At 48.5% G+C, this 11,948-nt stretch carries 12 protein-coding genes; 7 read left to right on the top strand and 5 right to left on the bottom strand.

Annotation, left to right across the window (positions count from 1 at the left end; translation table 11 throughout):
• The first annotated feature begins 80 nt into the window (after nt 1-80).
• On the top strand, nt 81-689 hold the full coding sequence (locus tag RIF36_RS20780; protein WP_350122496.1) for a hypothetical protein: 609 nt from the start codon (nt 81-83) through the stop codon (nt 687-689).
• 366 nt (nt 690-1,055) lie between these two features.
• On the opposite strand, the gene RIF36_RS20775 is transcribed toward RIF36_RS20780, so the two are convergent.
• A complete protein-coding gene (locus RIF36_RS20775) occupies nt 1,056-3,149 on the bottom strand; it encodes a hypothetical protein (protein WP_350122494.1) in 2,094 nt (697 codons plus the stop codon).
• Between the two features lie 182 nt (nt 3,150-3,331).
• On the opposite strand from RIF36_RS20775, the gene RIF36_RS20770 reads away from it, so the two are divergent.
• The 4 genes from RIF36_RS20770 to RIF36_RS20755 all read left to right on the top strand — a co-directional run bounded on the left by RIF36_RS20770 (nt 3,332) and on the right by RIF36_RS20755 (nt 6,661).
• Nucleotides 3,332-3,742 (top strand): helix-turn-helix transcriptional regulator, encoded by a 411-nt coding sequence (locus RIF36_RS20770; protein WP_350149581.1) that lies wholly within the window; start codon nt 3,332-3,334, stop codon nt 3,740-3,742.
• A gap of 108 nt (nt 3,743-3,850) precedes the next feature.
• Entirely contained in the window at nt 3,851-4,387 is a 537-nt protein-coding gene (locus tag RIF36_RS20765; protein ID WP_350122490.1) for a DUF4199 domain-containing protein, read from the top strand.
• A 216-nt stretch (nt 4,388-4,603) separates the two neighbouring features.
• Nucleotides 4,604-5,740, top strand: a complete 1,137-nt coding sequence (locus RIF36_RS20760) for a glycoside hydrolase family 26 protein (protein ID WP_350122488.1) — start codon at nt 4,604-4,606, stop codon at nt 5,738-5,740.
• Nucleotides 5,741-5,812: 72 nt separating this feature from the next.
• Nucleotides 5,813-6,661 carry a class I SAM-dependent methyltransferase gene (locus tag RIF36_RS20755; RefSeq protein WP_350149579.1) on the top strand — a complete coding sequence of 283 codons (849 nt, stop codon included), beginning with the start codon at nt 5,813-5,815 and terminating at the stop codon, nt 6,659-6,661.
• Here the strand turns inward: RIF36_RS20755 and RIF36_RS20750 are convergent.
• Both RIF36_RS20750 and RIF36_RS20745 read right to left on the bottom strand, forming a co-directional pair.
• Nucleotides 6,633-7,151, bottom strand: a complete 519-nt coding sequence (locus tag RIF36_RS20750; protein WP_350124169.1) for a hypothetical protein — start codon at nt 7,149-7,151, stop codon at nt 6,633-6,635. The genes RIF36_RS20755 and RIF36_RS20750 overlap by 29 nt on opposite strands.
• 33 nt (nt 7,152-7,184) lie before the next feature.
• Nucleotides 7,185-7,661 (bottom strand): hypothetical protein, encoded by a 477-nt coding sequence (locus RIF36_RS20745; protein ID WP_350124166.1) that lies wholly within the window; start codon nt 7,659-7,661, stop codon nt 7,185-7,187.
• 133 nt (nt 7,662-7,794) lie between these two features.
• On the opposite strand from RIF36_RS20745, the gene RIF36_RS20740 reads away from it, so the two are divergent.
• Nucleotides 7,795-8,160, top strand: a complete 366-nt coding sequence (locus tag RIF36_RS20740; protein WP_350124163.1) for a BlaI/MecI/CopY family transcriptional regulator — start codon at nt 7,795-7,797, stop codon at nt 8,158-8,160.
• The gene (locus tag RIF36_RS20735; protein ID WP_350124160.1) at nt 8,153-9,949 is read left to right on the top strand and encodes a M56 family metallopeptidase; all 1,797 of its coding nucleotides are present in this window, start codon (nt 8,153-8,155) and stop codon (nt 9,947-9,949) included. Before RIF36_RS20740 ends, RIF36_RS20735 begins: the two co-directional genes overlap by 8 nt.
• Before the next feature lie 80 nt (nt 9,950-10,029).
• On the opposite strand, the gene RIF36_RS20730 is transcribed toward RIF36_RS20735, so the two are convergent.
• Both RIF36_RS20730 and RIF36_RS20725 read right to left on the bottom strand, forming a co-directional pair.
• Entirely contained in the window at nt 10,030-10,944 is a 915-nt protein-coding gene (locus RIF36_RS20730) for a sugar phosphate isomerase/epimerase family protein (RefSeq protein WP_350077674.1), read from the bottom strand.
• A 74-nt stretch (nt 10,945-11,018) separates the two neighbouring features.
• On the bottom strand, nt 11,019-11,942 hold the full coding sequence (locus tag RIF36_RS20725) for a sugar phosphate isomerase/epimerase family protein (RefSeq protein ID WP_350124157.1): 924 nt from the start codon (nt 11,940-11,942) through the stop codon (nt 11,019-11,021).
• Nucleotides 11,943-11,948 lie beyond the last annotated feature (6 nt).

Here is an 11,948-nt window from a genome sequence, read left to right as displayed (position 1 = left end):
CTGGGGCTAGAGTAACCTCTTTAATTTGGAGTGCCTCTTTAACCGAAATCCTTATATTGAGTCAGCAACCAATTCGGACTATGGACATAAGAAACGCCAAACTACATCCCGATCAGTATTTCCACATTTTCAATCGGGGAATCAATGGCATGCCAGTATTTTTTGAACCTAAAAACTACAATTTCTTCTTGAAGCAGTACACCCAATTCGTCCACCCTTTTGTGGAAACATTTGCTTACTGTTTGCTTGGTAATCATTTTCATCTGCTGGTAAGAGTGCGAGATGTAGCGCAACTGGATTTGGCGATAAAAAAAGACAAAGAGAAGCCCTATTACTGGCACGTAAGCAACGGCTTCTCCAGCTTCCTCAAAAGCTATACCCGGGCCGTAAACAGCGTGTACAATAGAACAGGAGGTCTTTTTGAAACTCCTTTTAAGAGGATTGAAGTAAAAGAGGAGTCTTATTTTTCTGCCCTGATCGCTTACATCCACAGGAATCCTGAGAAGCATGGGTTGGTAAAAGACTTCAGGAGCTATCCTTACTCGTCCTATCAGACACACTTACAGGACGCTCCAACTTTCTTAAGCCGTCAGGCTGTGTTAGATTGGTTCGGAGGAAAAGAGCAGTACCAGGCGTTTCACCTCCAAAAGAAACGACCTCCGCTAGATGAAAAGTGGTTGCTGGAATAAAGGTTTTGAACTAAAGAGGCTACTCTATGCGTCCCTGCCGATGTAACCTCTTTAGTCGGTAACGTATCGCCTCCTGATGATTAAAGAGGTTACGACTTTCTTTGGGGCAGAGTAACCTCTTTAATTAGGAGCAGGTGTCACCTCTCTAATTTGGGGTTCGAACTAAAGAGGTTACTCTGTGCGTCCCTGCCGATGTAACCTCTTTAGTCTGAAACGAATCCTTCCTTGAAGATTAAAGAGGTTACGACTTTCTTTGTGGCTAGAGTAACCTCTTTAATTTGGAGCAGAGTAGCCTCTTTAGTCAGTAACGTATCGTGCTTCGAAGATTAAAGAGGTTACTACTTTCTTTGGGGCAGAGTAACCTCTTTAATTCTCGGTGCTCACCACCCATCCTTTAGGCCACATTTCTTCTTCTGCCATCATCGCTAAAGCCGCCAGCACGCCGCCGTTGCCGGGGAGGTAGAGGCGCAGGCGGTCTGTTTGGTAGTTGTGGCCGTTGGGCAGGTAAATGTTGGTGGTGATGGGCATAAGGAGGCCATCTACTGCTTTCTCAGCATCGCCGAGCCGGGTGGCGGTCATGGCCACCATGGGGAAGTCCCAGCCCCAGGTGTCGTGCCACTGCCAGTCGGTCCAGATCTTGTCGAAGGTGCGGTGCATCACGGCAGTGTCCAGCCCGTCGGTCATGGGCAGCATGCCATAGGCACCCAGCACACTGGGGTGGTCGGTCATGTAGTAGGTAGAGTCGTACGATTCAGGAGCGCTTTCCGCCGCCAGGTAAAGGTCGTCCTTTTGCGGTAGCGGTGAAAGGCCGTTCAGCACCTTGTCCCACTTTTCGTTTCGTGCTTGTCCCTGACGTTCCCTCCATTGCTGTGCAGTTTCCAGTGCCCACCGCCAATAAGCCACTTCGTAGGTCGGGTTGAAAGTAGTTTTAGGGTCGAACCGCTCCTGGGCAGCGATTACGCCTGGGCCAAGGATGTAGCGCTTGAGCTCGGGGTCGTACCAGGCAAAGTCGGCCATGAAGGCTGCTGTCTGCTGCACCACCTCGTCGTACTTCTCCAGTACCGCTTTTTCGGGCTTGTCCTCGTAGATCAGCTCGGCAAACGTAATGATGTGCGGCTGCTGCCAGAGGAGGTAGGAGCCCACTGAGGAGGCTGTTTCTCCTCCCCAGGGGTCGGTCATCTTCTGCCAGCGCACGCCCTCAAAGCCTTGCCGTTCTGCAATCTGGCGGGCTACTCCGATGCTTCTCAGGTACCATCCCATATGGTCTTCCAGCACCTGTGGCCGGCCCCACATGGCAAAATGCACGCCATGCCACCAGGCCATTTCCATGTGGGGCTTGCCGTACCACGAGTTGTAGGTGAGCCCGGTTTCCTGAGGTGGGGTTTTGCCCCCGCAGTTGATTTTGGTGAGGTAAAGCGACAATACCATCCGCCGTTCAATCTCAAAAGCCCTTGGGTCTTTTGTTGATCCAAAGTCGATCATCATACCGGTGTTCCAATAGTCGCTCATTGCCTGATGGGCTTCGGACCGTAACACTTCAAAGGTCTTGTTTGCAACGGCACCTTCTTTTTGCGAGAAGGTGATGTCGAAGATCCAGGTATCCTGCCCAGGCTCAGGCTTTAGAAGAAAGCCTTTGTCTGTAGCGTCGACTGTGGGCAAGGCCACCGACGACTGCAACTGCGTGAAGTAACGAGTGGTGTCCAGCTGCCGCCTGATGGTCACCTGCGCAGGGTCGGGTTGGCTGGCCTGCAAACGACTGGCCTCATTGGGATCAAAGAGTACCGCTTCGTCCTGAAACTGGTCAGTGGGGTAGGGGTAGTTGATGGTGATGCCAAGTCTGCCCTCTGTTAGCAGAGCGCTTTTTACTTTCACACCGAGGCGATCTTCTGTCTGGCTTACAAAGGAGACCACCTCCACAGGCACACCCTCAACAGCAAAGCGGCTTGTGAGCTCTCCGGTCCATGGATCCAGTGTTTGGTCAATGTTTTGGATGTCGGAAATGGCCAATTGGGCTCCGTCAGCTTTTGTGATGTGCCAGCCGATAGTGGCCAGGTGAATGCGGTGCGGGTTTTGGCGAATGTAGTTGGCCGCCTCCCAGGCCCTGGTGCCAGCGGGCCACTGGCGGGCATAAGGCACTTCACGGCCATGAGACATGATGGGTGCCATGGTTTCTTCGATGGAATAAGTCTCGTTGGTAGGGAAGCTGTGCCACCCCCATTCCGACATGGTGCCGAGGGGCACGCCTTTCTGATAGTGCTCAGGAAAGGTCTGCAGGCCTGTGACATCCATGGTCATGGCAAAGCGGCCATTGCCTACGCTGAGGGAGGCAAGGGTGTCTACTTCGGTGATGTGGACGCTGTGCCGGCTGAAAACGGCCTGGCGGTTGATGCCGGAGGGAGTGTCGGTTTTGCAGGCAGTGAATAAAGTGATAGCAAAAACAAGTAGAAGTGGTTGGCGCATGTTTCGGTTTGGTTTCTACTCTTTATGGACGGCTTATTTAACCATTACCCTTAAGGCGCCTCCTATCTGGCAGTACTTAAACTTTATTTTGTTGCTATTTTTATATTTGAACTCAACAACTGCCAAGCACAAGTTTGATATCCGTTTCCAAATACAGACACTTCCTCACTTATGGCCTTTCTATGGCTTTGTTTCTCATTGTGCTCCGGTGGCTGGAATTACGCTTTCTCATTATCCATAATGCTTTCGCCATTTATGCAGGCGGCCTTGCTCTTCTTTTTACAGGCCTTGGCATCTGGCTGGCACTCAAGCTCACAAAGCCTAAAACGGTAATAGTAGAGAAAGCTGTGCTTGTTGATTCAGCGCATTTTCTTGCCAACGAAGAAGCATTGAAGGAAACGGGCATTAGCCAAAGGGAGCTCGAAGTGCTACAGCTGATGGCGGCTGGCAAAAGTAACCAGGAAATTGCTGATCAGCTTTTTGTGTCGTTGAACACGGTGAAGACGCACTTAAAAAACCTGTTTGAAAAACTTGACGTGGGCCGCAGAACACAGGCCGTCGACAAAGCAAGAAAGTTGGGAATTGTGGCTTGATCGCCTCATCCTTTTGGGTGAATGAGTCAAAATCACCCGAAAGTGTGATTAATCGGCAGGCTCCATCCTGCATCTTTGCCAGCATCCAACAAAAAAACAATCACGACGATGAAAAAGATAGTTCTTGTTTTCGGCCTTATTTCAGGCGTCATCATCACTGGCATGATGCTGTTTATGGCCAATAAGTGTTACACCAATCCAGAATTTGAGAGCAACGATGTAATCGGTTATACCCTGTTGATCGCCGCCTTCTCCTTCATTTTTGTGGGCATCAAAACATTCAGAGACAAACAGAATGGAGGCGTTATCGGTTTTGGCAAAGCATTCCTGACCGGGCTTTATATAAGCCTCGTGGCCGCAACCATGTATGTGGTGGTGTGGCTTTTCGATTACTATTTGTTCATGCCCGACTTTCTGGATAAATATAGTGAGCATGTGATGTACATGGCGAAAATTGAGGGAGCAAGCGAGTCGGAGTTATCTGCGAAGGCTGCTGAAATGAGCTCTTTTGTTGAAATGTATCAAAACCCCGTTGCAGTTGTGCTCATTACTTTTTCGGAGGTATTTCCTATTGCCCTCGTTATTTCTCTTGTGAGCGCCCTAATCCTTCGAAGAAAGGAGGCTACAGAAAACAACAGGGAATAGAGAAACATAAAAAGGGACTAATACACCTGCTTGCCAATGCCCAATAACACCTTGTAACTACCAGGTGGAAGTCGTTGGTTTTGACGGTGTTTACCTGTTGAGCGATTTCTCCCCTTGTTTTGATACGAATGCCCGCTACCACTGGTGGATGAAACGTTGAGGGAGGGTTTCAGAGACGATATTTTTGATTTGTAATCTCACGCAAACACATCGCCCATGTTTACCCCTCGAATTCTATTTAGCGTAGTATTTAGTTGCTTTCTCGCTGTGACTTCTCAGGCCCAGAAGAACAAGCCTATAGACAAGGACGCTACCCGGGAAACGCAAAAGCTTTACAAAAGCCTTCGGAAGCTTTCCAAAAAACATACGCTGTTTGCCCACCAGCACGCCACTGAATACGGGCATGGCTGGGCTGGCGACGAAGACCGCTCTGATGTGAAATCGGTGACCGGCTCCCATCCCGCCATGGTGGGTGTGGATTTCAGTGGCTTTTCAGGTCGTTCACAAGAGCAAATTGAGCAAGCTAAGGAGCGCCTGAGAAAGAATGTGGTGGATACCTACAACAGGGGAGGTGTTACAACCATTGCGTGGCACTTTTCAAACCCTGTGTCGGGCGGAGGCTTCTACTGGCGGGACACCGTGTCGCTGCCTGCTGTGAGTTATATCATTCCGGGCGGGCAGGCACACGAACAATACAAGGAGATACTGAAAGGGATAGCTGATTGGGCACACAGCATCAAAGGAGCCAATGGAGAGCTCGTACCTGTCATTTTCAGGCCCTATCACGAGTTTGACGGTGGCTGGTTTTGGTGGGGTGCTTCGCATTGCACCAGAGAAGAGTTCATCGCCTTATGGCAATTCACAGTTGGCTACCTGCGAGACGACCTGGATGTACACAACTTCATCTACGCCTTTTCACCCGATAATCAGTTCCTTACAGAAGAAAAATACCTGGCCCGCTACCCCGGCGACGAATGGGTGGACATGGTAGGCATGGACAACTATGGCGACATGGGGCGCAACCGCTATGCGATTGACACGGCTGCATTGAAACTGAAGATTGTGTCGGACTACGCCCGAAAGGCCGGTAAGCTGGCTGCTTTTACGGAGACAGGCCTGGAGTCGATTCCCAACGAAACCTGGTGGACGGAGACGCTGCTCAAGACTATGCGGATGCACAAGATGCGGTTGGCTTACGTGCTGGTGTGGCGCAACGACATCCGCAGTCCAACACACTACTATGCACCTTATCCGGGGCAGGTAAGTGTGCCCGACTTCATGAAGTTTTATAGCGATCCGTATACGTTGTTTGAAAACGACCTGAAGAATATCTACAAGAAGAAGAAACGCTGAGCAAATTTTTAGCAGAAAACTGAATAATACCCGCATATTTGCATTTTGTTTTGCGCCAGCTAGCCATTGAAGATGAAAGAGAGAGTAGATATGCGGGAAGAAAACCTGGGAATTTTGGAATTGCTGCGTCCTGTTGCTCCGGCGGATCTGATACGAGTGGGCAGAAGTTACGACGGAGGCTACGTTTTTTCATCTCAAAGTTTGGCCAATTGCAGTCACTTTATCTCTTGCGGGTTGTCGTACGATTGGTCGTTTGAGATAGAATTGAAAGAACGCCGACCTGATTTACCTATCGTTGCCTTCGACAGAACATCAGGGTTCAACAGCACCATGCTTTACTGGGTGCTCAAAAACTTTGGAAAAATTGCCTTGTACCCTTTCCGGTTCCTGGGTGTGCAGGATACGCCTGCTCAGTCGTGGGGAAAGATATCAATGATGTTGCGCATGAAGCAGATATTTTCTGGCAACCTGCAGTTTGTCAAAAAGCACATCGGGCTTGAAAGTAATTCGGAGGTGCAGTCGTTTGGAGAGCTTTTGGAAAAAAGTAGCGGATATGGGGTGAAGCTCGATGTGGAAGGAACCGAATACGAGCTGCTCGACACCATTATCGGCAAGCTGGATAAAATCGAGCTGCTGCTGATAGAGTTTCACAACGTAGAAGAGAATATCGAAGCCATTGTACCGTTCCTGGAAGCCACCAGGGCCACCCACTATGTGCAGCATGTGCATGGCAACAACTACGACAGCGTGAACAGCTTTGGCTTTCTGAATTCCATTGAGCTAACCATTGCGAGGAAGGACAGCGGATACCAGCCCGAGTCGGCTGAGGTTCTTACCTATCCCGTAAAAGACCTGGATTTCCCGAACGATAGAAGGAAACCGGATGTGGGGTTCAATTTTTTGGCAATGGATCAAAAGTAAACAACCAGGTGCCGGTAGTATCAAGCACACAAGGGTAGTCTGGGCAGGTACGAGTAGTATCTGCCGATTCAATTGTGAACGTTGTCAGCAGCTTGCCTTCTCTGTTGAAAAAAATGTATAGGTTGGCATAGTTGTCCCTCACAAGGTGGATCGAGTCTGTCACCTGCCACCCGCCGCTTTTTGCCCAAACGGAGTCGCTGGGTGTTGCCGGCATATAGTAGGCTCCGCTGTCTTTTTTGAGCTGCTCAAAGGTTAGCTCCAGCCCCAGCCATTCATTCTGTAGAACACCGTCCTCTCGTGCTTCTGACACTATCCATGTACCCGAAAATGGCACCTGTACAAATGTCGGCCGGGTATCAATCTCTTTACTGCACGAAAGTGACAAACAGCCAACTGCCAAATAGAGGACAGCTTCGAAGGACAGTTTTGCCGGATATTGATTTTCAGTCATAGCGTACGTGGAATCTAAATTATCTTTTCTAGTCATCATGCCCTGTGAGGAATGCCTTCGGCCCATAGCCATTTATTCAACAGGGTCAAAAATAAACCGCCAGTTTCCGGCAATATCAAATGAGCATGGCGCCTCACACTCTGGTGGATCCACGACGTAGGGAATATGAAACATGGTCACCAGCTGGTTCTGCTGGTTGAAAGAGAAGTAAACCCCAACGGAATCCCTCATTGTGAAAGCGTTTTCGTCATTGTACTTCCACCCGCCCACTGGCGGCCAAATGGAATCAACAGGGGTGTCGGGGAAGAAAAAGCTACCGCTGTCTTTTTTTAATTGCTCGAAGGCCACGTTCAGCCCTTCCCAGCTCGCCGCCGTTACCCCATCTTCCTGTGCCGACACAACTTTCCAGGTGCCGACAAACGGTGCTTGAACCAAAGCAGACCTTTCAGGAGAGGGCCTTTCATCGCTGCATGAGAATAACACAAGTAGTATCCATAGGTAGGAGAAATCCTTAGCGTTGGTAAACCCTGTATTTACTTTCTTGAGCATTCCCTTTTCGTTATCTGTAACAATTTACAGTATATAAGTATTACTTCGAAAATTTACGCTAAAAACATAGTGTGTTCAAATAAAAACTGATTAATCAGTTGTATAACTTATTTTTTAGTTATACATTCATTTCATGGAACGATTAACCAGGGCAGAAGAGCCTGTCATGCACATTATCTGGAGCAAGCAGAAAGTGTTTGTAAAAGACATTATCGAGCTGCTACCTGAGCCCAAGCCGCCCTACAATACTATTTCTTCTTTGGTAAGGATACTGGAAACGAAGGGTTTGGTAGGTCATGAAGCCTACGGAAAAACGCACATGTACTACCCTAAGGTGAGCAAGAACGAATACCGGCGAAGCATTTTCTCGGGCATGATGAGCGACTACTTCGATGGCTCGTACGAAAGCCTCATGTCGTTTATTGTGAGCAGCAAAGACCTCTCGGCTGAAGAGGCAAAAAAACTAAAAGACATCATTAATAACAAAGACCATGAATAGCTTTTTCATCTATCTACTTGAAGTAAGTGGGGCCAGTGCCATCCTCTACTTTGGCTTTTTGATCTTGGCGAAGAGCACCTCTGTAAAGTTCAGGAGGCTCTATCTGCTAAGCTGCCTGTTGATGTCAGTAGCTATCCCGTTTTCCGGTCTCCATCTGTCCTCGCCTTTGACTTTATCTTTTCAAGAGCAGCCCAGGGCCTCATCGTTTATTGCCACACCGTCGCCGGTTGCCTCTCCGGTGAGCACCACCTCAATGCACGAAGCACCTGAAATAGCTACGGCGGCGCTTCCTGTGGAGCAGGTAAGCAACCTGGAAACAGGAGATATCCTCTTGTTCGTTTATTTAATTGGTGTGACGTTTTTCCTGGTAAGAATCGTCACCAGCATGTACGGCGTTTACAGACTAATGAAATCAGCGGAAAAGGTTGATGGTGAGTTTTCTTCTTTTTTTATTGTTGACAAGGAGGCCTTTACCGGTGCTTCATTTTTTCACCTTATTTTCATTGGCAAAAGCCTTCTCAATACCTCAAAGGAATCGATTATTTATCGGCATGAGCACGTGCATGCCACAAGGTGGCACAGTCTCGATCTTCTCCTTTCCGAAGTCTACACAGCAGTGTTTTGGCTTAACCCGATAGGCTGGTTGATGAAAGGCCAAATTCGACTCAATACCGAATATGAAGCTGACGAGGCGATGATGAACCATGTAGACAGGAAGGCATACTCTCATATGCTGATCGATCTGTCGAGTACGCTTTACTATGAAAGAGTGAGCAATTTCTTCAGTGCCAAAAGTGTGAAAAGAAGGATCGAAAGCCTGCATTCTTTTAGGGAGAACAAGTTCTATCGTGGGTTGGTCTGGACGGGCTTGTTTTATGGCCTGGCTCTCCTGATGGTCGCTTGTGTGGAGCCCTGGGAAGGAAGCAGGAATGCCGACCCGATAAAAGCGATGGAGAATATTAAGACTATCACCACCCGCTTCACCAGTCACCAGAGCGACACCCAGGAGAAGGACGACAGGGTAATCGCCGTCGCATATTATCACCCCAACGGCACGATTGATAGGGTAGACCAGCACATGACGTATCCCTACAACTATAAAAACCCCTTTCGCCGGGAGTTCTGGACAGACCCCGATCCTATTAATGTGCCATTGGTCATGGATGGATTGGAGTTGGGTAATGCCGAAAACAATATTTTGTATGGAAATGACTGGCCGTTAAAGTATATCAGTTTAGTTAAGAAAAAACATCCGAGGTTGCACGGAATGGGCGAACTTTTTGATTACGACGTAAATGTTGAAAAGGGTAACAACGGCCTGCCTTTGAGAATTTTGACGAAAGAAAAGGGGCTTAATCAGAATGTAACGGGACTTTATCTCAACGGAAAAGAAGTTCCCAAATCATTGTTCCAAGGCTATGAAGAATTGTTTGAGTACGAGGGAGACAGGCTGACCAAGTACTCTGGAACGTACGTCATTGACGAGGATTCGGAGTTTGCAGTTGAAAGGAGTAAAATTTACGGAAGCGGCCCGTCTTGGGAAGATATTCTGTATGCATACGAAGGTGAAAAACTGTCAAAGGTTAGTTATAGGGACAAAGATTACCAATTTTATTATTCTAACGATTTGCTTCAAAGGGTAGAATACCGCATCAAAGGGACGATGTACAACTATCGTGAGCATTTTTATAACAGCGATGGTCTGCGAACAAGGACTGACATTTACAATGTCGATCAGCAGCTTGAATTCACCATCGACTACGATTACGATTTCTACGAAGATGAGTAACAGGCTCAACACACAACAAAAAAGGCGCTAATTGGCGCCTTTCTTTCAAATCCTCAAATATTCAGTTCTCAAATCCTCTCCTAATATCCCCACTTCTTCATAATTCCCAGGTCTTCTTTCATGCTGGCGAGCGGTGCCATACCCTGGTAGCTTTCCTGCTCGATGATGAAATGGATGGTGCCGTCCTTTTTGCCAAGGTCAATCACCTCTTTTACTGGTACGATGCCTTTTCCAAGCACACAGCTTTCGTATTTTTCGTTTCCTTCCTTGCTCAGAATCTCGTCCTTCACATGCATAGAAGCAAAGCGGCCCGGCCACTTTTTGGTGATCTCGAGCGCCGTGGCCCCACCGTTGTACAAGTTGCCAATATCCAGCTGTTGCATCACCAGGTTGGGATCAGCATTTTTCATGATGATGTCATAAAGAAGCTGTCCGTTCAGGCTTTCGTTGAACTCAAAGTCGTGGTTGTGATAGCCGAACATCATGCCTGACTTTTTACAAAGCTCACCACTTTTATTGAAGCGCTCCATCAGCAGCATCAGCTGATCATATTCCTTGCGTTGGCCCTGCGTCATCGACGGACTGATGACATACATCTGGCCTACCGTAGCAGCATCTTCTATGGTATACTTCCAGGCATCGGTGAAATCTTTCTTAGCGTCGTCCCAGTGGTCGCTGCGCATCACGGTGTGGCCACTAGGCATTTTCATGCCCAGATCGTCGAGCACTTTCTTAAACTCTTTGGCCGACCAGCCATAGAATTTGCGGTCGATGTAGTTGGCGTGCTCCACGTGCTTATAGCCCATGTCAGCCAGCGCTTTCAGGGTAGCCATCGGGTCTTTCTTCATGTCATCTCTCACCGAGTAGAGCTGAAGGCCCGTGAGCTGCTTGCCTTTTGCAGCAAATAACGATTCGGATAGCAACGAACTGCCAGCGAAGGCCAAAGTGCCTGCCAGCGCACTTTTTTTGATAAAGGATCTGCGTGAGTTATCCATTGTGTTGTAGTTGTAAACGTGAAAAGTAGGTGTATAAAAAGCTGTCCTTCCGAAGACAGGGCAGCTATATTGTTTTAAGCAAATACAAGTTTTGAAACGTACTCGGCATCGGCTTTGGCACTGTCCATAGGGGTGGAGTTGGCATACTTCTCTTGTTCCACTACATAGTACTTCACACCAGAGGCCTTGGCTGCAGAAAGCACTTTGGCGTAATCGATGCTGCCTGTGCCCACGATGCATGAAGCATCTCCTTCGCCCGCAGGGGCATCTTTTTCACGGTCTTTTATGTGACAGGACACCCAGCGGCCCGGGTACTTTTCGAAATAGGCAATGGGGTCGGCTCCGGGAGTCACCACCCAGAAAATATCCATTTGAAAGTCCACCACGGCCGGATCGGTATTTTCAATCAGAAAGTCCTGCGGCATTTGCCCTTCCAGTGCTTCAAAAGTGTAGCCATGGTTGTGGTAAGCGAACCGAATGCCGGCTTTTTTGGCTGTTTCTCCCCATGCATTAAATTTATCGGCTACCACCTTCCAGTCGTCCATGGTCTTTTGTGGGCCGATCCAGGGAGCAATCAGGTGTTTCATGCCTATTTCGGCGGCCTGGGCGCATTTCTCTTCAAAATTTTCGGTCACATTGCAATGACTGGAAATGAAGCTTACGCCAATCTCATCCATATAGGCTTTGAATTCAGTGTGGCTCATGCCCCAGAACATGCCCTGAGGGCCTTCGTAGCCTTCAAACTGCTTATAGCCAAAACCAGCCAGCTGCTTCATGGTGCCTTTTGGGTCGGCGGGGATCACATCACGAACCGAATAAAGCTGGATGCCAAATTTATCCAATGTTGGCTTGGCCATAGTTTCGGCAGTGGCTGCTGCGCCTTCGGCAGCAGTTTCAGCACCACTTTTGCTGCTGCCACATCCCATTTGTGGTAAAATAAGTGCTCCTGCTGATACCGCTCCGGCAGTACGGATGAAATCTCTACGGTTGTAATTCATAGTAAG

The organism is Imperialibacter sp. (assembly GCF_040222815.1).
In the GTDB taxonomy this organism is placed as follows: domain Bacteria; phylum Bacteroidota; class Bacteroidia; order Cytophagales; family Cyclobacteriaceae; genus Imperialibacter.
The sequence above is the reverse complement of the archived record's forward strand: the minus strand, read 5'-3'. Positions and strand labels throughout refer to the sequence as shown.

What these genes read in the sequence shown, in the direction of transcription:
- RIF36_RS20755 (WP_350149579.1), top strand. Translation starts at nt 5,813, where the DNA reads ATGAAAGAGAGAGTAGATATGCGGGAAGAAAACCTGGGAATTTTGGAA.
- RIF36_RS20775 (WP_350122494.1), bottom strand. Translation starts at nt 3,149, where the DNA reads ATGCGCCAACCACTTCTACTTGTTTTTGCTATCACTTTATTCACTGCC.
- RIF36_RS20735 (WP_350124160.1), top strand. Translation starts at nt 8,153, where the DNA reads ATGAATAGCTTTTTCATCTATCTACTTGAAGTAAGTGGGGCCAGTGCC.
- RIF36_RS20780 (WP_350122496.1), top strand. Translation starts at nt 81, where the DNA reads ATGGACATAAGAAACGCCAAACTACATCCCGATCAGTATTTCCACATT.
- RIF36_RS20730 (WP_350077674.1), bottom strand. Translation starts at nt 10,944, where the DNA reads ATGGATAACTCACGCAGATCCTTTATCAAAAAAAGTGCGCTGGCAGGC.
- RIF36_RS20750 (WP_350124169.1), bottom strand. Translation starts at nt 7,151, where the DNA reads ATGATGACTAGAAAAGATAATTTAGATTCCACGTACGCTATGACTGAA.
- RIF36_RS20760 (WP_350122488.1), top strand. Translation starts at nt 4,604, where the DNA reads ATGTTTACCCCTCGAATTCTATTTAGCGTAGTATTTAGTTGCTTTCTC.
- RIF36_RS20725 (WP_350124157.1), bottom strand. Translation starts at nt 11,942, where the DNA reads ATGAATTACAACCGTAGAGATTTCATCCGTACTGCCGGAGCGGTATCA.
- RIF36_RS20765 (WP_350122490.1), top strand. Translation starts at nt 3,851, where the DNA reads ATGAAAAAGATAGTTCTTGTTTTCGGCCTTATTTCAGGCGTCATCATC.
- RIF36_RS20745 (WP_350124166.1), bottom strand. Translation starts at nt 7,661, where the DNA reads ATGCTCAAGAAAGTAAATACAGGGTTTACCAACGCTAAGGATTTCTCC.
- RIF36_RS20740 (WP_350124163.1), top strand. Translation starts at nt 7,795, where the DNA reads ATGGAACGATTAACCAGGGCAGAAGAGCCTGTCATGCACATTATCTGG.
- RIF36_RS20770 (WP_350149581.1), top strand. Translation starts at nt 3,332, where the DNA reads ATGGCTTTGTTTCTCATTGTGCTCCGGTGGCTGGAATTACGCTTTCTC.